Origin of the sequence: Radiobacillus kanasensis, from assembly GCF_021049245.1 — a bacterium.
GTDB classification, from domain to species: Bacteria; Bacillota; Bacilli; order Bacillales; family Amphibacillaceae; genus Radiobacillus; species Radiobacillus kanasensis.
The window spans coordinates 1,949,627-1,970,046 of sequence record NZ_CP088020.1 but is presented as its reverse complement, the minus strand read 5'-3'; the positions used below and the strand labels follow the sequence as shown (position 1 = coordinate 1,970,046).

Sequence of the window (20,420 nt, the reverse complement as noted above, 5' to 3'; positions counted from 1 at the left end):
GGAGGCAATAACATGGACGTAGTCCGTAGCATACAAGCATTAAACGAACAGGTGAAAGCTTATAAACAACAAGGGAAAGCAATCGGATTCGTACCAACTATGGGTTTTTTACACGATGGTCATCAACGTTTAATGAAAAAAGCGAGAGAACAAAACGATATCGTGATTGTCAGTATTTTTGTAAATCCCCTACAGTTTGGACCAAATGAGGATTACGATCGGTATCCTCGGGATGAAGAACGTGATAAAAAAGTAGCGGAAAGCGAGAACGTTAATCTTTTATTTCTTCCAACTGTTGAAGACATGTACCCAAACGATTCATCCATTAACTTGCAGGTCGTGAGTAGAAACGAAGTGTTGTGTGGGAAAAGACGACCGGGGCACTTTGATGGTGTCGTGACCGTATTAACGAAGCTGTTTCATCTGACCCAGCCTACTAGATGTTACTTTGGACTAAAGGATGCCCAACAGGTTGCGGTCGTGGACAGTTTGATTCATGACTTTAATTTTCCAATAGAAATCGTGCCCGTGTCCACTGTCAGGGAAGCGGATGGCTTGGCCAAAAGTAGTCGGAATGTTTACTTGAGTGAACAAGAACGAGCGGAAGCTCCAAGCCTTTACCAATCGTTGGAAGCGGGAAGAAAACTTGTTATTGACGGGGAACGAAATCCTGTTACAATTGTTAAGGGTGTGGAACGATTCATCCAGAGCCATACTCATGGTAAAATAGATTATGTGGAACTATTATCTTATCCGGATCTAAAACCGGTCGACTATATAGACGGACAGGTTATACTAGCTATTGCTGTTTTCTTTGAACATGCTAGGCTTATTGATAATGTTATTTTTCAAAGGGAAGGAAGTAAAACAGACGTTACATTAGGGGGATAACGCTATGCTACGTACCATGATGAAAGCAAAAATTCATCGAGCACGTGTCACCGAAGCCAATTTAAATTACGTGGGAAGTATTACTATTGACCAGGATATTATAGATCAAGTGGGCATCTTACCGCACGAGAAAGTACAAATTGTAAATAACAACAATGGTGCACGATTAGAAACCTATGTGATTGCAGGGGAAAGAGGATCTGGAGTCGTTTGTTTAAATGGTGCGGCTGCCCGATTGGTCCAGAAGGATGATGTGGTGATCATTGTTTCCTATGCGATGGTTTCCAATGAAGAATTGGCGGCATTTAAGCCAAAAGTGGCTTTAATGAATGAGGATAACTCGATTGCGGATGTTATAGAAGAAGAACCTCCGTTAACGATATTATAATCGTATAAGGTGAAGGGAACTCTTATCAACTTGATAAGAGTTTTCCTATAGACATAAAATAAACCATAGTGACAGGGATGGAAGTTGGAGGTGAATCACTTGAATCGATTTGTGGTCCTTGATTTAGAAACAACTGGTCACTCACCAGCTAAGGGTGATCGTATAATAGAAATTGGTATCGTCGTTATGGAAAACGAGGAGGTAGTCGAAGAGTTCTCGAGTTTTTTGAATCCTCATACTTCCATTCCAGCGTTTATATCGAATCTGACTGGAATCACAGAAAGTCATGTAAAGGATGCGCCTGTTTTTTCGGATATTGCCGAAGAGATTATACATATGTTTGAAGATGCTTACATTGTAGCCCATAATGTTCCGTTCGACTTAGGTTTTTTAAATGCAGAATTACAATTAAGCGGATATGCTGCGCTACATATACCTGTTATTGATACAGTGGAACTCGCTCGAATTCTTCTGCCCCAAGCTCCTGGCTATAAGCTTGGACAGCTCGCAGAATATTTTTCTTTTATGCATGATAACCCGCATCGTGCCTTTTCCGACGCTTTAGCTACTGCAGAACTGTTAAACACACTCTTGTCTAAACTATATACCTTACCGTATGAAACGTTAGTGCATTTATTAGATTTTGAACCTGTGTTAAAAAGCGATTTAGCCATTCTTATCCAAAATCGTATAGACCAACTTGCGTTTCAAGAAGAGTCCGGAACAGATGTAGAAATTTTTAGAGGTATTGCTTTACTAAAACGGGAGATCCACGATTCGGAAGAAAAAGAAAAAGAGTCGATTTCCTTTGGAGATTTGTTAGATCAATTATATGAGCAACCGGAGGGGATAAGGAGTTTTCTACCGTACTTTGAAGCACGAAAAGGGCAGCGAGATATGTCGGAAATAGTTTTTGATGCTTTTCAATCTGAAACTCATGGGTTGATTGAAGCGGAAACGGGCACTGGAAAGTCACTAGCCTATCTTATTCCAGCCATTTATCATGCGGCTTCCTCCCAAAAACGAGTCGTAATTAGTACCCATTTGACACAGTTACAGAGTCAATTACTTGAGAAAGAAGTTCCTCTTTTGAAGAAGGCTCTCCCATTTCCATTTGAAGTAGCAATATTAAAAGGGAAGCAGCATTATTTAAGCTTAAAAAGATTCGAAGCAGAATTAAATAGTAAAGAATATGACAATTATGATATGACGTTAACGAAGGCCATTATTTTAGTTTGGCTCACAGAAACGTTAACAGGGGATTTAGATGAAATACAACTTCCGACAAGTGGGAAGCAATTTTTATCTAAAGTTTCAACTGAAGCAGAACGTGTATTAGATCAAGCTTCTCCATGGTATTCGAGGTCGTTTTATCAAAGGGCGAGGGTGAATGCTCAGAAGGCGGATATTATCATTACAAATCACTCCTTACTATGCACAGACATGACGAGTGAAAGTTATTTGTTACCTGCTTATCAATATGCCATTCTAGATGAAGCTCATCATTTAGAAACAACCGCTTCGAAGCATTTCGGTTCGAAATTAGATTACTTTCATGTCCAGTATCTCTTGAAGCAGATTCACGTTTCTGGACAAGAATCATCCTGGTTGGAAAAGGCATCTAGCCAGCATCAGCAGATAAATGAAACCCTACAGCAATTCGAATGGGAACGTTTATGGCAAGACGCTATGAATGAAACAGATGATCTATTCCGAACTATTTTTTCTTCCATTGATCATCATAAAAAACAAGTTGCTGTTAATGATATAGGTCGTTTTCAATATCGCTTTGGGACAGATGATTCGTTAGAAAATTGGCCCACTATTAAAGAGATGGCGATGAGACTTTCCTTTCAGCTTCGTGACTTGATTCACGTTTTATTAGAAGCAAAGAAACAAATCCAAAACCAAGAATTCGTTAGTGAAACTTTGGAGGATTTCAGCTATTATACCGAACGATTGCAGCTAATCATTGATGAGCTTGAATTCTTTTTCCTAACAAACGATCCCTTACAAGTGAAGTGGATTGAGATTGAAGCATATGGAGCACGTAATGCTGTATTCCTATATAGTGAACCAGTCGATGTCTCTAAATTGTTGTGGGAGCATTTATTTGAAGAAAAGAAAAGCGTTATATTGACAAGTGCAACTCTTACAATGAAACAATCCTTTGATTTTATGAAAAAAAGAATCGGATTAGAGCAACAGGAAGTGCTGGAAACGAAAATACAGTCGCCATATGTGTATGAAGAGCAGGTTCAAGTGATGATCCCATCTGATTTCCCTGCTATTCAGTATGGGAAATCAGAGGATTTTATTCTTTCCGTCTGTGAAGCCATCTACTCGATGGCAGAGATTACGCAAGGACGAATGCTTGTACTATTTACTTCTTATGATATGCTGAAAAAATCCTATCGCCTTTTGAAAGAGATGAACGAAGAAAATTCATTTGTTCTTATTGCTCAAGGTATTTCTAGTGGAAGTCGGACCAGACTAAAAAAGAATTTCCAATTGAACGACAAGGCTATATTACTTGGAACTAGTTCATTTTGGGAAGGGGTAGACATTCCAGGTAATGATTTAAGCTGTTTATTTATCGTTCGACTTCCTTTTCAACCACCAGATCATCCAAGCTATGAAGCGAAAGCTGAATTTATAAAAGAAGCAGGGAAAAATCCATTTATGGATTTAGCATTGCCAAATGCCGTTATTCGTTTTAAGCAAGGATTTGGACGATTAATCCGTTCCAGTACAGATAGAGGGATTGTGTTCATTTGTGATGATCGCATCATGAAAACGAGATATGGTAAATACTTTGTGGATTCTATACCAAAGGTTCCGATTTTGTACAGTACGACGTACGATTTATTAAAAAAAGCAGATGAGTGGTTATGATACGATTTTTATTTTTACATAACCTATATGGTGGGAAAGACAACTCTCCGAATATGGGGTGTAAAAATGAAAAAATATTGTTTTTTAAGTATATGTAGTGCCCTACTACTTGTATATCCAGTGATAATGGAAAGTGATACCTTAGACGTTTTAAAAGAAAATGAACTATACATGGCCTTTCTAAGCCTACCAGATGGAGAATCCACTCTTATTCAAACAGGCAAAGAAGAGAATATCCTAATCAACACTGGGTCTCCAAAAAGTGAAGAGAAGCTTCTGACATTGTTAGAGGAATTTGAAATATCAACTATTGATACGCTAATCTTAACGAAACAAACCATTGATTATTGTGGGAATACGGAACGATTAACGAAAAGATATCATATCGCAAACGTCATATACACAGGGAAACTAAGTGAAGCCTGTAAAGCCCAAGTGAGCCCGACTATTACTACAGACTGGAAGCAATCGGAGATGCATGAGATGACCAAAGATCTTCACATTCGAGTTTTGGATGCAGAATCAACCGGAGAAATGACCCTCGGGATTATATTTGGTCAAACTTCTGTATTGTATATGAGTAACAGTACTGTGGAGGATGAGGAGCAAATAAGCCAATATCCGCTTGATCCCCATATTATTAAAATTGGGGATTATGGAAGAGGCAATTCTCCTAGTGAATCGTTTTTAGAAAAAATCGATCCGCATATCAGTATTCTGTTTGGCTGTGAAGAGTGTAAACCCAATGAAGGATTGATTGAGCGATTAAATGAATCGTGGATAGATGTTTATCCATTAAAACGAATCGGAACAACGATTGTGAAAATGGATATGGAGAATTATGATATCCTATCTTAAATGCTGTGGAAGAAGGGAATTCCTTCTTCCAACAAGCATATATCTGCACAAAAGAAAAAAGTGCGCTTAAGAAAGCGCACAAAAGTATGGGATAGGGTTATTTGTTGAAAAAATTTAGAAACACCATCAAAATGGTGCTTAGAACCTGTTATAATGGGTTAGGAATTTCTTTTCAACCATACATGTATTGTAGGTTAAAAATAAAGGTCTTATGAGTAACAATATTTGTGAACCCGAGGAGGATTTGAAGATGGAAAATAAAATCGAAACGTTATCAACGGTAAGGATTCAACACTCCGAAGACTTATATAAAATTGTGGATTGTTTAAATCGTACTCTAAAAGAAAAAGATTTAATGTTTGGATTGGCATTGGATGAGGATGAACATGATAAAGCAGTATTTACCATCTACCGTACCTAAGTGGTTAAAGTGGCTCCCACTTGTTTGTTTCCTGATCCTTTCCTTAGCAATTGGGTATGGAATTGTGATCTATAACGAAACCATGGATAATAAGACAAAAGGTTTTGAACAATCCAAGCAAGAAGCATTAGATCAAACCGCTCTTGTTTCGACAGATGAAGTGGATCGTTATCACGGGGAAAAATTTTACCATGTCGTGACAGGAACTACTGAGGATGGAGAAAGAGGGTTTGCGTTTGTACCTCAAGGGGATGAAAAGAAGCCTGTTCGGCTATTGTTAGAAAAAAATATCATGAATGAAGAAGAGATGATGGATCAATGGATGAATACGTGTTCGTCCTGTTCCTTTATATCCCTTAATATGGGTGTCAATGGCGATACCTATCTATGGGAAATTAAATACATAGATGATCAAGATAGGTATGTGTTTGACTATTATAATGTTATGAATGGGGAAAAGTTTGGCAATTATCGATTACGTCAATCTTTATATTAGAAAGGTGATGAGAAAATGGAATTAGCAAATCGAGTAAAAACTCTTACTCCATCATCGACCCTTGCTATTACGGCTAAAGCGAAAGAGTTAAAATTACAAGGGCATGATGTGATTGGATTAGGTGCTGGGGAACCTGATTTTAACACACCAGAGCACATTTTAGATGCTGCTAAACAATCCATGGATGAGGGGATGACCAAATATACACCAGCTGGTGGTATTCCAGTCCTAAAATCCGCTATTATAAAAAAACTATTGGAAGATCAACATCTTTCTTATGAACCGAATCAAGTGATTGTCACGACAGGTGCTAAACACGCACTGTTTACGTTATTTCAAGTTTTACTAAACCCTGGTGATGAGGTCATTATCCCAACACCGTATTGGGTTAGTTATCCAGAACAGGTTAAATTAGCAGAGGGAACACCTGTTTTTGTGGAAGCGAAGGAAGAAAATGAGTTTAAAATCACACCTCAACAATTAAAAGAGGCCATTACCGATCAAACAAAAGCCTTTATCCTGAACTCACCGAGTAACCCAACTGGTATGATGTACACGAAAGAAGAGCTTGAGAAGCTTGGTGAAATTTGTGTTCAACATGATTTATTAATCGTTTCTGATGAAATTTATGAAAAACTCATTTACACGGATAAGCCACATGTATCCATTGCAGAGCTTTCCGATGCATTAAAAGAGCAAACGGTTATCATTAATGGTGTATCGAAATCCCATTCGATGACAGGTTGGAGAATGGGATATGCAGTAGGTAGAGAACCAATCATTAAAGCAATGACTAACCTTGCATCACATTCCACATCCAATCCAACTTCCATTGCGCAGTATGCAGCATTAGCAGCTTATGATTCATCTCAAGAGAAAGTAGAAGAAATGCGACTAGCTTTCCAGGAGAGATTGAATAAGCTTTATGAGTGGATTACGGATATTCCAGGAATCACTTGTGTGAAACCTGAAGGCGCCTTTTACCTATTTCCAAATGTGCAGGAAGCCGTTGCTAACAACGGGTTTACTAGTGTGGATGACTGGGTGAAAGCATTGTTAGAGGAAGAGAAGGTTGCTCTGGTTCCGGGTTCTGGATTCGGTGCTCCAAACAATGTTCGCTTGTCCTATGCTATTTCCTTAGACCAATTAGAAGAAGCAGCAAAAAGAATAAAACGATTCGTGTTAAATCATCAATAATTGACGGAGGTTTACGTTTTGAAGACTACGATTTCGAAAGTATCGAACTATCTTAACGAAGAAGTAACAATAGGAGCATGGTTAGCTAATAAACGATCTAGCGGTAAAATCGCATTTCTACAATTACGAGACGGTACAGGATTTATCCAAGGAGTCGTTGTAAAAGCGGATGTAACAGAAGAAGTGTTCCAGCTAGCAAAAAATATGACACAAGAGACTTCCCTCTACGTTACTGGTAAAGTAGTAGAGGATACACGCTCTCCGTTTGGCTACGAACTACAAGTAAGCCAGGTAGAAGTGATTCATGAATCTGTGGATTACCCGATCACACCAAAAGAGCACGGTACGGAGTTTTTAATGGATCATCGTCACCTATGGTTGCGTTCGAAGAAGCAACACGCTGTCATGAAAATTCGAAATGAAATCATTCGTGCGACCTATGATTACTTTAATCAAGAAGACTTTACAAAAATTGATCCACCAATATTAACAGGATCTTCTGCGGAAGGCACAACGGAGCTTTTCCATACCAAATATTTTGATGAAGAAGCATTCCTATCTCAAAGTGGTCAGCTATACATGGAAGCAGCGGCGATGGCTTTTGGAAAGGTATTTTCATTTGGACCGACGTTCCGTGCTGAAAAATCGAAAACGAGAAGACACTTAATTGAGTTTTGGATGATTGAGCCAGAGATGGCCTTCACGGATCACGAAGAAAGCTTAAAGATACAAGAAGAGTATGTAAGCTTTGTTGTACAGTCCGTTCTACAAAACTGTAAGCTTGAGCTAAACATTTTGGAAAGAGATACGGAAAAACTAGCGAATATTAAAGCGCCATTTCCAAGAATTTCTTATGATGAAGCGATCAAGATGCTAAAAGAAAAAGGGTTCACAGATATTGAATGGGGAGAAGACTTTGGTGCTCCTCATGAAACGGCTATTGCGGAAAGCTTCGACAATCCAGTGTTTATTACGAACTATCCAGCCGCCATTAAAGCTTTCTATATGAAACCAGATCCAGATCGTCCAGAGGTTGTATTATGTGCTGATCTGATTGCACCAGAAGGCTATGGAGAGATTATTGGGGGCTCCCAACGCATCGATGATCTAGCACTAATGGAACAGCGATACGAGGAGCACAACCTAACGGGTGATGCTTATCAATGGTATTTAGAGCTTAGAAAATACGGGAGTGTTCCTCATTCCGGTTTTGGTCTTGGATTGGAAAGAACCGTTGCGTGGATCGCTGGAGTGGAACACGTTCGAGAAACGATTCCATTCCCACGTTTATTAAATAGGTTATATCCTTAATAATATGGAGGAGACTGGGACAATAGTGTTTTAATCCTAATAAAATCCGGACTATGGTTCGAAATTTCTTTCAATAGAATTCGAATCAGTTCGGATTTTTCTTTTTTGCGTGCTTTTGTATTTTTTATTGCTAATAATATATAAATTGCGACGGAACGATTTTGGGATAATCACTAATAGTCACGTTTAGACTAACAGCCCTGCTCCGGCGGCATACTTCGCTTTCCGCGGAAATCAACATCGTAGCCATATCGAGAAATATTAAAACCATTGTCTTATTTAAACTAACTAGTTATGTCTCAATTTCTTCAAATATGATGGATGATCCAACCATTGAAAGCTAACATTCTAAGTCCTCATCCATAATCGTTCAATATTAGAATAGGAAGTTATAGTTTTGTCCCAGACAGAACCCAAGTTTTGTTAGTGATTATTTCATCAATGAATAGCTGAATAAATGATATAATGTTGGGGAGGTGAACTGGTTTATGACAGGTAATTATCAAACCATTTTAATGGATCAAATAAATATTCCGCAATTATTATTAAACACGTATAAGGAACTAGGAATAGACGAGACAGAAGTGATGGTATTGCTTCATATCTACCGATTTCAAAGAGAAGGAATTTTATTTCCCACCCCGACCGAAATCGCTGCTCATATGACGATATCCGATCAAGCCTGTTCTAATTTGTTACGAAAACTGATTCAAAAACAATTATTAACGATCGATGAAGAAAAAAATGAGAAAAATGTGTTGAATGAGTCTTACTCCTTAGAAGGATTATGGCAGAAGCTCTATTCTATAACGGACAAGCAAGAAGATGAACCTGTAGCAATGACGGAAGAAGAAACGAACATCTTTTTACTGTTTGAACAAGAGTTTGGTCGTCCACTATCTCCCTTTGAAATCGAAACAATCAATATTTGGATTGACCAAGAAGACCAAGCACCATCCCTTATCAAAGCTGCACTTAGAGAAGCCGTTTTACTCGGTAAGCTAAACTTTAAATATATCGACCGCATTTTACGAGAGTGGAAGAAAAAGGGGATTCGTTCTGTACAGCAAGCGAGAGAACAAAGTAGGGCGTTTCACGTTCATCAAAAGTCAGAACAAACACAACAACCTGAGAAAAAAAGAGATGTATCCTTGTACTACAACTGGTTAGAAGAGGAGTAGGAGAGTAGGAACTATGTTAAATAAAAGTCAAATTAGATATTGTTTAGATGTTATGGCCGAAATGTTTCCAGAAGCAGAGTGTGAGCTCGTTCATGAGAATCCATTTGAGCTAGTAATCGCTGTTTCTTTATCGGCACAATGTACAGATGCTTTAGTAAACAAAGTAACAAAGGACTTATTTAAAAAATACAAAACACCAGAAGATTATCTTGCTGTTTCACTAGATGAATTACAGCAAGATATCAAATCGATTGGACTTTATCGAAATAAAGCCAAAAACATTCGTAAGCTTTGCGAGACCTTGATTGATGAGTATGGTGGGGAAGTACCTAGAGATAAAGATGAGCTAGAAAGATTAGCTGGCGTTGGCAGAAAAACAGCGAATGTTGTTGCGTCTGTTGCATTTAAAGTTCCTGCTATTGCGGTGGATACACATGTAGAACGAGTTTCAAAAAGGCTAGGTATTTGTAAGTGGAAAGATTCTGTATTAGAAGTGGAAAAAACATTAATGAGGAAGGTACCAGAAGAAGAGTGGAGTGATACGCATCATCGAATGATTTTTTTCGGTCGCTATCATTGTAAAGCTAAAAATCCTCAATGTGATATATGCCCATTGTTAGAAGTTTGTAGAGAAGGGCAGAAGAGAATGAAACGTATGGCATAGAATAGAAAAGGAACAAACTCCCAAGTGGAGCTTGTTCCTTTTCCATTCTTATTCTTGTGGTTCAGATGTTCCATCAAGCACCACAATCTGATTTGACCTTCTCGGTTCACTGCTTTGTTCAGGATCTTTCTTATTGAATGTGATAACTTCAACTACATAGTCACCAGGAGCAGGTTTTGAAAATTTTGCTTCTTTTTTATCTGTAGATGTTGCGCTAATGATCTCATTTGTAATAGCGTTAACTAACTTCACTTCGAAGCTAACTGGGCCTCTACCATTGTATCCCCACTGAGCTATGACGGAATCTTTCTCATATACACCAGTTAAACCAATAACGGGTTGAATTTGTTGTTCATTTTGTTCATTATCATTCCCATTTTCCTCTTCTTCCTCTTCTTCTTCCTCGTCTTCTTCAGGAATTTGAACGGTAATTCGAGCAGGTTCACTTACCATATCTTCGTTTTCATCACTAACAGCAAGGACCTCAATGGTGTATGTTTTTCCTTTTTCTACTTTCGAGATTTCGAGTTCGGTATTCTTGGTAGTGGTAAGCTTACTTAAATCCGAATCTCCAACTCCAGCAGATACATTAAAGGAGATGCCTTCTTGTTGTTCTTTGTTATATTTCCAAGTAACGTCAATTGTATTGTTTTCTTTATTATATTTTGCTTGTAGACCTGTAATAGGTTCAATCTGGTCATATTTTTCAGATGTTTTCGTCGGTTCTGTTCCTTTTACAAACAACTCTGTTACAATTTTAGAGTCTGGCGTGTACTTACTAGGAAGTTTTGCTGGATTTGAACCTTTTTCAATAGCAACCTCTACAACAGAAGAAGGTTTTTTGAAATCTGGTGTGTCGATTCCTTCTGAAATATGTGCCATCGTTTCTCTGAATAAGTCTTCAGCTAATTCGGTATAACCCTCTGGAATAATTTGCTTATTTTCGTCGTATCCAGTCCACACTGAAATTGTGTAGTTGGTCGTATAACCACTAAACCAAGAGTTATTACTACCACTTTTTCCTTCAATGTTAGTAGTTCCTGTTTTCCCAGCAATAGGTAAGCCTGAGACAGCTGCATCTGTACCTGTACCACTTTGAACCACAGATTTAAGCATGTCTGTTATCATATACGCTGTAGAGTCTTCCATAACGGAAGTTGGTTTTGGTTTCAAATCAATCGTTTCGTCTTCAAACTCCACTTTCGTTACTGCATAAGGCTCATTGTAAATCCCTTCATTTCCAAATGCACGATAAGCACCGGCGAGCTCCATTGGAGTTACACCTGTCTGTGCACCACCAATTGCATCGGTGAGTTCAATTTGATCATTATTAAATGTTATTCCTAAGCTTTCCGCAAACTTCTGGGCGTTTTCTGCACCCACTTCTTCATACGTTTTAACAGCGGGAACGTTAAGGGATTGTTCTATTGCATAGCGGATGGACATCCATCCTTGGTTTCGATCGTTCCAGTTCCGAATTACTTTGTCTGTACCTGCAATTGGATAAGGCTTGTCATCATTCAATTGATGATACGTGGACCATTGCATATACTCAATAGCAGGACCGTAGTCAATAATCGGTTTAAACGTAGAACCTGCTTGTCTACCATCTCCATCAATCGCATAGTTCCAACCGTTCTTCGTATCATCTAGTTTACGCCCACCACCAATTGCACGAATAGCACCTGTTTTTGTATCCAATACAGTTAATCCAGCTTGGAATTCGTTATCTGGATATTTAATCGGATTTTCTTCACTTTCACTTAATAAAAATTCGACTTGATCTTGTGCGTTAGGATCTAAAGTCGTGTAGATCTTCATGCTATCGTTGTATATATTAGCACCCGTTTTTTCTTCTACTTCTTTTGCAACCTTTTGGATGAATGCTTCATAGTCCTTTCGATCGGGAGAAGAATTGACTAATAAATCTTCAATCTTAACCTTTTTTGCTTCTTCCGCTTCTTCTTCGGTAATCTTGTTATGCTGTACCATTAAACTAAGAACAGTTTCCATACGTTCTTTAGCTAAATCCGGTGCTTTAAACGGATCATATGCAGAAGGACGTTGTGGAAGCCCTGCTAACAAAGCAGCTTCTGGTAACGTTAACTCACTAAGATCTTCTTTTCCAAAGTACGTTTTAGCTGCTGTAGCAACACCGTATGCGCCGCTACCATAATAAATTTTGTTCAAATACATCTCTAAGATTTGTTCTTTGGAATAATCACTATCTAGTTTTACTGCAAGCCATTGTTCCTGCACTTTACGTTTCAATGTTTTATCAGGGGATAGGAAGGATCTTTTCACGACTTGTTGAGTAATCGTACTTGCACCTTCTGAACCAAACCCATTCGTCACGTTTCCCCAAACCGCGGCAGCAATACGTCGGAAATCAATACCGAAATGACTAAAGAAACGTGCATCTTCCGTTGCAATGACCGCATCACGAAGCACAGTTGGAATCTCGTCATAGGAAACTTTTGTTCTCGTTTGTTGACCAAGATCGGCAAATAATTCGCCATTCATATCATAGACTTTCGTCGAAGCAGGGTCGTATAATAATTCTTCATTGATATCTGGAGCTGCTGCGATATAGTACGTAAAAAGAGCACCAACTCCTAATCCTGCAACCAACATAATAATCGCAAAGATTAATAGTACTTTTTTCCATATAGGTTTTTTACCGTTTTTCTTTTGTTTTCTTCTTTCCATTCGAGATTGGCTATTGTTCGCCATACTCATCTTCCTCCGTTCTTAATGTGTGTTCAAAAAGGAGAATAAAAGCGCAAAGCGGTTTTTCCCGGACTTTTTGAACATCTTCTAAAAATAAAGATGATCAATTATCGACAGGTAATCTACCCGAGCTTGATAATGGAAAGGAATGAGGTGGCCAATCCTTTGAACATCTTTATACGGTATCGATTTTCTCCCCCCATTAAATTGACTCTCCCAATAGGGAAAAAGTTTCATAGCAGGGAAAAAATAAGTTTCATCATGGTTAGCAAAACGAATGATTAAAAAGCAAATTCCACCATGTTCACACACCGACCTCATATGGGTGATTTGATGTTCATGAACATTGGATAACGGGAATGATGTCTTGTTTTTCGTTTCCTTTGCTTCAAAGTCTATATATTTTTGACGATATACCCCGTTGTAATCCGTTGTGGAAGCCTGCTTGAAATATCCTTCTTTAATAACGGCTGCACTCCGTTTTGGATAGTCTACTCGAACAATTTGAACAGGGGTCGGTTTTTTATGAATAATAGCTTTGTTTCTAGATAGGTAGTACGTATTGGTCTCATTGATGTCTTCCTCCAAGGTCATGCCCCGATTTCCAAAGGATATTTCCTTGCTATTAGGTTTACGTTCTAACGGCACTGTAGGTTTCTTTCCATTTGGATAATTCATATTTTTGCCCTCCCTGTGCATGACAGTATCATATCAGAAAATGAATAGAAAGTGGTTAAATAAATAGCAAAATTTCATGACACCTAGTAAAGAGGCGTATTCCTGTACATGATAGTGAGGAGGGGGTTAAGCATGAATTCATCTATCCAAGAAATGGTTTCTTTTATCAAGGAACAAACAAAACTTCATAATCTTGATAATATTACCCGAACAAAAGCCTATCAAGCTTTTTACAAGAAACACCCAGAAATAAAATGGGCATTTTTAGCAAGTATGGTTTCTAGAAATGCAGGTTGGAATATGACGGATCTGCATTCTCCAGTGTTTGAAACCATTCTACCGAAAAAAACACGAAAACGGTTATTTTCAACCTATGAACGGGCCAATTGGTTAATCTTTTCCGATGCATTTCCACAATTAATCCTTTATAGCTTGTCTATTAAACAAAATAAACCTTTATTCCATCACTTATGTTATTTTCATGTTTCTTCATTTATGCAAAAGGAATGGCATCTCTTTTGGAAAATCGGGGATCAAAGTCGTTTGATGACTGCTTTAATCATTAATGAACAAAATGTCATTCGAAATCCCGTCATACAAGAGCCTTTTTACAAAAAGACTGTTTTCAATCGTATTCCTTATTTGTTTCAAGATTTCTTACATATGAACGCAATACTTTTTCCTAATCTTCATGGACGTATTTTCGCTACAGATGTGTTTGATTTTAAAAGTGTAACGAAACGAATTGAACTTGGAAAAAGACTATCTGCATATTTGTTTCATCCAGAACTCTATCAAGGTGTATATGACTTTGCATTTCACACACCCCCAACCGGCTCAAGTCAAGAATATGAACAGTATCAATCTAATCACCATGGTGTGTGTACCCCTAGATTGCGAGATGTATATCCAGTAGTCTCACATCAAGATAATATTCGTCAAGACTGGAATAGGAATGGGGGTATTCCGAAAAAATGGTGGAAGCCTGTGGAGATATCGTTATCAGATAATAGTTGGACTTCCTTTTCGAAAAAAAGACATTTGCTCACAAGCTTTGTTCAACCTTTATATCTACTTAAGAAATAAAACCTTTGCACAACTGCAAAGGTTTTATTGTCATATACACTATTAAGTAGAAGGACGATTTGGACCTTCTAATTTTTTGTCCCCGTATCCACGACGCTTTTCTTCCTCCGTTTTAAGAGGTTTGTTTTGCTTTCTTTTTTGATCAGAATCCATTGTGAAAATCCCTCCTTTACAGTTAGTTTGATACATAGCTCGTAAAAACATGCAAAGCTCTTTTTTACTTAGGTGGAGAAATTTTAGGATGGAGAAATTCAGCCTAGGTATAAGCACTGTAAAGGGATGAGTACTAACTGCCAGCTTGTGCTACGCCTTCTTTAAAGTCGAAATAACGTAGAAGGTGAAAATAGGAGGGGCTAATATTGTTTGTTTTTTTCTAGTTTTGTCAAGCGGGAAGGAAGTAATCGTTAAATGGAGAACCATATAGCCAAGACCAATCCTGAGGAGGAATTACTATGAATACATTCATCCAAAAACAGAAGGATACACATACGGCACACGTCACGAAGAAAGAGTTTGAAAAAGGATTTATTGAACTAATGGATCAAGTTCGCTTATTAGAGCAGAAAGTGGCTACAAAAGCAGATGATCAAGTTTTGACACTCACCCTTGCACATAGACATGAATTAGGAACGTTACAAACAGAAGTATTATCGTTAAGAAAAGAAGTGAAACAATTACGAAAACAAACCTATAGCCCAAAACCGGATGCTTGGAAAGATAGAGTGATGTTTTCAATCAAGCATCTGTTTAAAAACATGCAATTCGCCCGCAAATAATGGTAAAGTAAGAGTAGAAAGGCGGGTAGAAACATGACGTTACAAGATTCTATCGAAATATTAAAGCATGACCTTCAACAGCTACTTGATTACTATTTAACTCATGAAAAACCAGAAGATAAACGAGACCGTTCTTTTTTTGAATATGTTAGAAAGGAAACAACGCCTATTTATAACAAAATAAAAGGATGGGAGGAAGAAGCGTTAGACTTTGTTAAAAACCGAGACGTTCGCGTACATCCTCAACAAGTAGCTTCTACAGCGGAAAATTTGGAATTAATTCTTATGCACAGTTATTATGTGGATGTTCGTAAGAAAAGGTACATGGAGTTATATAAATCTATAGAGTATGTATTTGAGCTTTTAATGGAGGATCTCCAAACACAAAAAACATGAGGAAAGCCTTTACAATCAGCAGTCGTTCTACTATACTATCCTATACGATTACTTTAATCCTAGGATACATAAGTAGTACCAACAGAAGGGGATGCACATGGATAAACAATCTCTCATTAAAGAAGCGAATAAAATACGGGAAAAAGCTTACGTGCCTTATTCTAAATTTTCAGTTGGGGCCGCACTTTTAACCAAATCAGGAAAGGTATATCACGGCTGTAACATCGAAAATGCTGCTTATCCCGTAAGTCTTTGCGCTGAACGGGTGGCGATTTTTAAAGCTATTTCTGATGGGGAGTATGAATTTGATCAACTAGCAGTTGTAGCTGATACGGAACGTCCGGTACCTCCATGTGGATCATGTAGACAAGTAATGAGTGAGTTCTTTGCAAAAGATATGATGATTCATACGAGCAATTTACAGAATGTCATAAAATCTGTGACCATGGATGAGCTTTTGCCTTTTTCTTTTTCACAAGATGATTTAGAAAGTTCACAAAAGTAAACGTAAAATAGGTAGTTGTCTGAGACAGGTCTTCACTCTTTTACATAGGTTATTATTGAACCTAAAAAAAGAGAGGAGACCTATTTTTATGAGACATCATAAACCCTACGGCGCAGGTTGCGGCTTTCCTAGACCAATTGACAAGGTGGTGTATCCGACCAAGCATAACATGATTGACCATTGTTTTGAAAATACAGTAGAACACATTCATCCTTCTCATACTACAATCGTAAATCATCATCTACAAAAGAATGCACACGTATATCCTCATTCTACTTCTGTCGATAATACGTTCGATAGTGTTGATTATTTCGCTGGTGCCTATCAAGTTCCATCTCCAATGGCTCCCGTACCACCGGTAGCTGGACCAGGAGCAGTTCCACCGGTAAACCCTGGATTAGGTGCAAACACACCACCATACGGTCCTTACCCTGGTAATCCTGGACTAGAAGGAGAAGACCTAGCAAGTCCTAATATTGCTAGCCCATATGACCCTGGCAAAGAATATAAAACGATGAAGCCATATCCTAATAAAGCGTTCAAATGGAAGAAGTAAAGTAAGAGATATAGAGTCTAGGACAAAAATGTATTTATCTTAAAAAATCCGAACTATGGTTCGAAATTCTAAATTTAGAATTCGAATCAGTTCGGATTTTTCTTTTAAGGCGTTTTGAGAATTTTGCTGGTAAATGCGACACAAGTGGTGAAGCTATATACCGCGCTCTGGCAGATTCCGCGGGCACGGCCCGTCGAATAAGCATCCTTGCTGCCTTGCGTCAAGAATGCCTACTACGAAGCGTTACTAACACACGGTCGCATCCTATATGTGGGCTTATGAGAGACGAATAGGTTCGTCTATAAAGTCGGAAGTTATAGTTTTGTTCATGCCCCTTTATTTAAATACTTGGATTCAAGTTATGAATCCAATAGAATAGAGAAGGTGGGGGGAAACAAATATGAAAGTAGTGACAATCACAGGGTACAAACCTTTCGAACTAAATATTTTTAAAGCATCCGATCCTAGAATTAAGATTATTAAGGAAACTTTAAAGCGAAGGCTAATTCCCCTCATAGAAGATGGACTGCAGTGGGTACTAGTATCGGGACAAATGGGAGTAGAGCTTTGGACTTGCCAGGTCATAATGGACTTACAAGATACATACGATATAAAATTAGGGGTTATTCCACCGTTCGAAAATCAGGAAAGTAGATGGCCGGAACCCTATCAACTGGAATATGAGGAGGTTTGCATACACGCTGATTTCTTTCAACCGTTATATCAATCAGAATACAAAGGACCCTTTCAATTTAAAGCACGTGATAAATGGCTCATTGCAAAAAGTGATGGGTGCCTCGTCCTGACGGATGAAGAGTATCCCGGAAGCACTGCTTATTTCTTAGAGGAAGCGAAACAAGCGGAGAAATTTTATATGATTTCCCATATTACTCCTTTTGATTTGGACGAGACCGTACAAGATCTTCAGGCAGAGAATATAAATATATGGGACAACGATTGACAATTTTTCATTTATTTGAAAAAATAGCTATAAGTTGTGTCAAATATGAGGTGATGATGAAGTGTTAGAGCGTATTCAATTTACTGGTAAAGATATATTAGAAAAAAGCTTTAAAACGGCAATGAGAGGATATCATCAAGAAGAAGTAGATGAATTTTTAGATGTTGTTATTCAAGACTATGAAAACTTTCAACAAGAAATAGATCGACTACGACAAGAAAATGAACGCTTGAAAAGAGGCGGTGGACAACCTAAGGCTCGTCCACAAACTTCGAATCATCAAGTGAATTACGACATTTTAAAAAGAGTATCGAATCTTGAAAAAGCTGTTTTCGGCAAGAAGTATGTAGATGCAGACTAATAATTACCAATGACCTACGTACATATTGGTGTTATAATGATTTGACGTAAGAGATCTTTAGCCTTACAATGAAGATTGCATAAAATGAATGTTGGAGTAATCGCTGCACGTTTCACGTGTAGAGGAAAGTCCATGCTCACACAAGCTGTGATGCTTGTAGTGTTCGTGCTTGACGAATTCATAAGTCAAGGTAACCAGTATTGGTTAACGGCAGGGAAGATACCTAAGTCCAAGGGATATGGTATCGCAACCTTGAAAGTGCCACAGTGACGTAGTCAGGATGGAAACATCTTGAGTGGAACGAGGTAAACCCCACGAGTGAGCAACCCAAATAATGGTAGGGGCATCCTTGATTAGGGAACTGAACCGAAAAAGGGACAAGCTTTTTGCTTGTAGATAGATGATTACTGCTTAAGTACGAGGCTGACCACCGTTTGCAGTACGACAGTACAGAACATGGCTTACAAAATATTCATTGGTCTTTGCAATCATAGATGAAACCCTTTCTTTTTAGGATGGGTTTTTTTGCGTTTATAGATGCCTTCTATTATCATAGATAGGAGGAAACTTATCCGGGAAAGGACATGAATATGAAAAAAGAAGTGCAGTTGATTGCAACGGCTGCTATGGGATTAGAGTCCGTTGTAGCGAATGAAGTTAAAGCGTTAGGATATACAGATGTAAAAGTAGAAAATGGGAAAGTTTTATTTACAGCAACTGTAGATGCTATACCTCGAGCCAACCTTTGGCTTCGAACAGCAGACCGGGTGAAATTGTTCGTTGCCGAATTTAAGGCAACAAGTTTTGAAGAACTTTTTGAACAAACGAAGCAAATAGAGTGGGAAACATTCATTCCAGAGGATGGAGAGTTTCCAGTGATCGGTAAATCCGTTAAATCTACGTTACATAGTGTGCCAGATTGTCAATCCATCGTTAAAAAAGCAGTTGTAGAGCGATTAAAGCAGAAATATGGTATTGCAAGCTGGTTAGAGGAAACAGGTGCGTTCTATCGTATTGAAGTAGCCATTCTAAAGGATATCGTGACATTAACAATTGATACGTCAGGTACAGGGCTGCATAAACGTGGATATCGAGTTGGTCAAGGGGAAGCACCGTTGAAAGAGACATTAGCGGCCGCTCTCATCCAGCTGACCAATTGGACAGCGGACCAACCATTTGTGGACCCATTCTGTGGTTCTGGAACGATTCCGATAGAAGCAGCTCTCATTGGGCAAAACATTGCTCCAGGGTTTAATCGAGAATTCGCTTCTGAAGACTGGGAATGGGTAGGCAGGAAAGCTTGGGAACAAGCGCGCCAAGAGGTAGAAGATTTGGCCAAATATGACCAACCGTTGGACATACAAGGATCAGATATTGATCATCGAATGATTAATATTGCTAAGGATAATGCCATGGAAGCTGGATTAGGAGAACTCGTTACATGGAAGCAAATGCAAGTGAAAGACTTAACCTTGAAGAAGGACAATGGATTTTTGGTAGGTAATCCACCATATGGACAACGAATTGGGGACCGGATGGAGGTAGAAAAACTATATCGCGACCTTGGAGAAGTAATGAAGGACCTTCCATCTTGGAGTGTTTATATGTTGACGTCGTACGAAAAATTCGAACAATTGTATGGAAAAAAAGCGACGAAGAAAAGAAAGTTGTTTAACGGGTTCATTAAAACGGATTACTATCAATATTTCGGTAAGCGGAAGTAAAAGGATATGTGTAGAAGTCCAGATAGTTGAGTATCTGGGCTTTTATTATCTTTTAGAGGATATTATACTTCCAAGTAGAATCATTAATGAGAGGTAAAAAAAGGAGTGGAGAATATGGCTTTAGAAATGAGAGAGGCTTGTGAAAAGTGTTCCAAGCAATTAACACCAACAGATGAAGCATATATCTGTACATACGAATGTACATTTTGTCCTGAATGTTCATCTACTACGAATTATGTTTGTCCAAATTGTGGTGGAGAGCTTGTAAAGAGACCGAGAAGTAAATAAGGAAAAAGAGATACAGCGTCTAGAATGTTTGGTAAAATAAGCTTGTATGTGTAAACA

Annotated in this window: 21 protein-coding genes and 1 other RNA gene; 20 read left to right on the top strand and 2 right to left on the bottom strand. The window is 38.3% G+C overall.

Features of this window, described 5'->3' with window-relative positions; genetic code table 11:
• Nucleotides 1-12 precede the first annotated feature (12 nt).
• The 10 genes from panC to nth all read left to right on the top strand — a co-directional run bounded on the left by panC (nt 13) and on the right by nth (nt 10,302).
• The gene (panC, locus tag KO561_RS10215; RefSeq protein WP_231096997.1) at nt 13-891 is read left to right on the top strand and encodes a pantoate--beta-alanine ligase; all 879 of its coding nucleotides are present in this window, start codon (nt 13-15) and stop codon (nt 889-891) included.
• Nucleotides 892-895: 4 nt separating this feature from the next.
• Nucleotides 896-1,279, top strand: a complete 384-nt coding sequence (gene panD / locus KO561_RS10210; protein WP_231096996.1) for an aspartate 1-decarboxylase — start codon at nt 896-898, stop codon at nt 1,277-1,279.
• A 90-nt stretch (nt 1,280-1,369) separates the two neighbouring features.
• Nucleotides 1,370-4,174, top strand: a complete 2,805-nt coding sequence (dinG, locus tag KO561_RS10205) for an ATP-dependent DNA helicase DinG (protein WP_231096995.1) — start codon at nt 1,370-1,372, stop codon at nt 4,172-4,174.
• A 66-nt stretch (nt 4,175-4,240) separates the two neighbouring features.
• Complete coding sequence (locus KO561_RS10200; protein ID WP_231096994.1) at nt 4,241-5,032, top strand: ComEC/Rec2 family competence protein; 792 nt, start codon at nt 4,241-4,243, stop codon at nt 5,030-5,032.
• 250 nt (nt 5,033-5,282) lie between these two features.
• Nucleotides 5,283-5,453 (top strand): YpmA family protein, encoded by a 171-nt coding sequence (locus KO561_RS10195; RefSeq protein WP_231096993.1) that lies wholly within the window; start codon nt 5,283-5,285, stop codon nt 5,451-5,453.
• Complete coding sequence (locus KO561_RS10190; RefSeq protein WP_231096992.1) at nt 5,419-5,949, top strand: cell wall elongation regulator TseB-like domain-containing protein; 531 nt, start codon at nt 5,419-5,421, stop codon at nt 5,947-5,949. The genes KO561_RS10195 and KO561_RS10190 overlap by 35 nt, the downstream gene beginning before the upstream one ends.
• Nucleotides 5,950-5,964: 15 nt before the next feature.
• On the top strand, nt 5,965-7,146 hold the full coding sequence (locus KO561_RS10185) for a pyridoxal phosphate-dependent aminotransferase (protein WP_231096991.1): 1,182 nt from the start codon (nt 5,965-5,967) through the stop codon (nt 7,144-7,146).
• 18 nt (nt 7,147-7,164) lie between these two features.
• Nucleotides 7,165-8,457 (top strand): asparagine--tRNA ligase, encoded by a 1,293-nt coding sequence (gene asnS / locus KO561_RS10180; protein ID WP_231096990.1) that lies wholly within the window; start codon nt 7,165-7,167, stop codon nt 8,455-8,457.
• A gap of 488 nt (nt 8,458-8,945) precedes the next feature.
• Nucleotides 8,946-9,638 carry a DnaD domain-containing protein gene (locus KO561_RS10175; protein WP_231096989.1) on the top strand — a complete coding sequence of 231 codons (693 nt, stop codon included), beginning with the start codon at nt 8,946-8,948 and terminating at the stop codon, nt 9,636-9,638.
• Between the two features lie 13 nt (nt 9,639-9,651).
• A complete protein-coding gene (gene nth / locus KO561_RS10170; RefSeq protein WP_231096988.1) occupies nt 9,652-10,302 on the top strand; it encodes an endonuclease III in 651 nt (216 codons plus the stop codon).
• A gap of 48 nt (nt 10,303-10,350) precedes the next feature.
• On the opposite strand, the gene KO561_RS10165 is transcribed toward nth, so the two are convergent.
• Together KO561_RS10165 and recU are read right to left on the bottom strand one after the other, a co-directional pair.
• A complete protein-coding gene (locus tag KO561_RS10165; RefSeq protein ID WP_231096987.1) occupies nt 10,351-13,035 on the bottom strand; it encodes a transglycosylase domain-containing protein in 2,685 nt (894 codons plus the stop codon).
• 84 nt (nt 13,036-13,119) lie between these two features.
• On the bottom strand, nt 13,120-13,710 hold the full coding sequence (gene recU / locus KO561_RS10160) for a Holliday junction resolvase RecU (protein WP_231096986.1): 591 nt from the start codon (nt 13,708-13,710) through the stop codon (nt 13,120-13,122).
• 132 nt (nt 13,711-13,842) lie between these two features.
• Between recU and KO561_RS10155 the strand changes: the two genes are divergently transcribed.
• The 10 genes from KO561_RS10155 (at nt 13,843) to KO561_RS10110 (ending at nt 20,363) form a co-directional block, all read left to right on the top strand.
• Nucleotides 13,843-14,796 (top strand): DUF2515 family protein, encoded by a 954-nt coding sequence (locus KO561_RS10155; RefSeq protein ID WP_231096985.1) that lies wholly within the window; start codon nt 13,843-13,845, stop codon nt 14,794-14,796.
• 452 nt (nt 14,797-15,248) lie between these two features.
• On the top strand, nt 15,249-15,572 hold the full coding sequence (locus tag KO561_RS10150; protein ID WP_231096984.1) for a hypothetical protein: 324 nt from the start codon (nt 15,249-15,251) through the stop codon (nt 15,570-15,572).
• Nucleotides 15,573-15,605: 33 nt separating this feature from the next.
• Complete coding sequence (locus KO561_RS10145; RefSeq protein WP_231096983.1) at nt 15,606-15,968, top strand: DUF1798 family protein; 363 nt, start codon at nt 15,606-15,608, stop codon at nt 15,966-15,968.
• Between the two features lie 97 nt (nt 15,969-16,065).
• Complete coding sequence (locus KO561_RS10140) at nt 16,066-16,473, top strand: cytidine deaminase (RefSeq protein WP_231096982.1); 408 nt, start codon at nt 16,066-16,068, stop codon at nt 16,471-16,473.
• 88 nt (nt 16,474-16,561) lie between these two features.
• Complete coding sequence (locus KO561_RS10135) at nt 16,562-17,029, top strand: CotD family spore coat protein (protein ID WP_231096981.1); 468 nt, start codon at nt 16,562-16,564, stop codon at nt 17,027-17,029.
• A 400-nt stretch (nt 17,030-17,429) separates the two neighbouring features.
• Complete coding sequence (locus KO561_RS10130; RefSeq protein ID WP_231096980.1) at nt 17,430-17,990, top strand: SLOG family protein; 561 nt, start codon at nt 17,430-17,432, stop codon at nt 17,988-17,990.
• Between the two features lie 61 nt (nt 17,991-18,051).
• The gene (gene gpsB, locus KO561_RS10125) at nt 18,052-18,351 is read left to right on the top strand and encodes a cell division regulator GpsB (protein ID WP_269140708.1); all 300 of its coding nucleotides are present in this window, start codon (nt 18,052-18,054) and stop codon (nt 18,349-18,351) included.
• An 88-nt stretch (nt 18,352-18,439) separates the two neighbouring features.
• An RNA gene (gene rnpB, locus KO561_RS10120) (RNase P RNA component class B) lies at nt 18,440-18,820 on the top strand.
• Nucleotides 18,821-18,941: 121 nt separating this feature from the next.
• On the top strand, nt 18,942-20,075 hold the full coding sequence (locus tag KO561_RS10115) for a THUMP domain-containing class I SAM-dependent RNA methyltransferase (protein ID WP_231096979.1): 1,134 nt from the start codon (nt 18,942-18,944) through the stop codon (nt 20,073-20,075).
• 114 nt (nt 20,076-20,189) lie between these two features.
• Nucleotides 20,190-20,363 carry a DUF1272 domain-containing protein gene (locus tag KO561_RS10110; protein WP_231096978.1) on the top strand — a complete coding sequence of 58 codons (174 nt, stop codon included), beginning with the start codon at nt 20,190-20,192 and terminating at the stop codon, nt 20,361-20,363.
• The last annotated feature ends 57 nt before the right edge of the window (nt 20,364-20,420 follow it).

Bases quoted from the DNA above. Each gene is read 5' to 3' on its own strand.
- KO561_RS10140 (WP_231096982.1), top strand. From the start codon at position 16,066: ATGGATAAACAATCTCTCATTAAAGAAGCGAATAAAATACGGGAAAAA.
- KO561_RS10130 (WP_231096980.1), top strand. From the start codon at position 17,430: ATGAAAGTAGTGACAATCACAGGGTACAAACCTTTCGAACTAAATATT.
- KO561_RS10155 (WP_231096985.1), top strand. From the start codon at position 13,843: ATGAATTCATCTATCCAAGAAATGGTTTCTTTTATCAAGGAACAAACA.
- KO561_RS10110 (WP_231096978.1), top strand. From the start codon at position 20,190: ATGGCTTTAGAAATGAGAGAGGCTTGTGAAAAGTGTTCCAAGCAATTA.
- KO561_RS10115 (WP_231096979.1), top strand. From the start codon at position 18,942: ATGAAAAAAGAAGTGCAGTTGATTGCAACGGCTGCTATGGGATTAGAG.
- KO561_RS10135 (WP_231096981.1), top strand. From the start codon at position 16,562: ATGAGACATCATAAACCCTACGGCGCAGGTTGCGGCTTTCCTAGACCA.
- KO561_RS10150 (WP_231096984.1), top strand. From the start codon at position 15,249: ATGAATACATTCATCCAAAAACAGAAGGATACACATACGGCACACGTC.
- KO561_RS10200 (WP_231096994.1), top strand. From the start codon at position 4,241: ATGAAAAAATATTGTTTTTTAAGTATATGTAGTGCCCTACTACTTGTA.
- KO561_RS10165 (WP_231096987.1), bottom strand. From the start codon at position 13,035: ATGGCGAACAATAGCCAATCTCGAATGGAAAGAAGAAAACAAAAGAAA.
- KO561_RS10175 (WP_231096989.1), top strand. From the start codon at position 8,946: ATGACAGGTAATTATCAAACCATTTTAATGGATCAAATAAATATTCCG.
- nth (WP_231096988.1), top strand. From the start codon at position 9,652: ATGTTAAATAAAAGTCAAATTAGATATTGTTTAGATGTTATGGCCGAA.
- panC (WP_231096997.1), top strand. From the start codon at position 13: ATGGACGTAGTCCGTAGCATACAAGCATTAAACGAACAGGTGAAAGCT.
- KO561_RS10195 (WP_231096993.1), top strand. From the start codon at position 5,283: ATGGAAAATAAAATCGAAACGTTATCAACGGTAAGGATTCAACACTCC.
- recU (WP_231096986.1), bottom strand. From the start codon at position 13,710: ATGAATTATCCAAATGGAAAGAAACCTACAGTGCCGTTAGAACGTAAA.
- KO561_RS10185 (WP_231096991.1), top strand. From the start codon at position 5,965: ATGGAATTAGCAAATCGAGTAAAAACTCTTACTCCATCATCGACCCTT.
- KO561_RS10190 (WP_231096992.1), top strand. From the start codon at position 5,419: ATGATAAAGCAGTATTTACCATCTACCGTACCTAAGTGGTTAAAGTGG.
- panD (WP_231096996.1), top strand. From the start codon at position 896: ATGCTACGTACCATGATGAAAGCAAAAATTCATCGAGCACGTGTCACC.
- KO561_RS10145 (WP_231096983.1), top strand. From the start codon at position 15,606: ATGACGTTACAAGATTCTATCGAAATATTAAAGCATGACCTTCAACAG.